The following is a 536-nucleotide window of genomic DNA, read 5'->3' as shown; positions in this document are numbered from 1 at the left end:
TCTTCGCACTATTCACTGCCTCATCGACTTTTGCTTTTGCTTCTGCCTTCTCTTCATCTGTCGCATTTGGTGTTTGATCGATTTCTGCTTTCTTAGCTTGCGCTGCATTATCAATCGCTGTTTTCGCTTCATCTTTCTTAACAACACTTGGTTGCACATGATTAATTGCGTCTGTTCCTTCAGTTTTCGCTGTATCTACGCCTGCGTTGTTTGTTGCTTGGTCTATTGCATTTTTAGCTGTAGTTACTGCCTCATCGACTTTTGCTTTCGCCGCTGCCTTTTCTTCGTCTGTCGCGTTTGGTATTTGTTCAATTTCTGCTTTCTTTGCTTGCGCTGCATTATCGATTGCTTGTTTTGCTTGTGCTTTTTTCTCAACTGTTGGTTGGACGTGATTAATTGACTCTACTCCAGATGTTTTTGCTGTATCTACGTCAGCGTTATTTGTCGCTTGGTCTATCGCGTTTTTAGCTGATGTCACTGCTTCATCAACTTTTGCTTTTGCTGCTGCCTTCTCTTCGTCTGTCGCATTTGGTGTT

Annotated in this window: 1 protein-coding gene; it reads right to left on the bottom strand. The window is 42.5% G+C overall.

Annotated elements, in window-relative coordinates:
• On the bottom strand, positions 1-536 hold a 536-nt coding region (locus KA858_RS12270; RefSeq protein WP_210135830.1), incomplete at both ends, for a DUF1542 domain-containing protein.

The sequence above is a fragment of the Staphylococcus sp. GDX8P80P genome (assembly GCF_017893095.1).
GTDB classification, from domain to species: Bacteria; Bacillota; Bacilli; order Staphylococcales; family Staphylococcaceae; genus Staphylococcus; species Staphylococcus borealis.
Note: the sequence above shows the minus strand (reverse complement) of the source record. Positions and strands in the feature narration are given on the sequence as shown.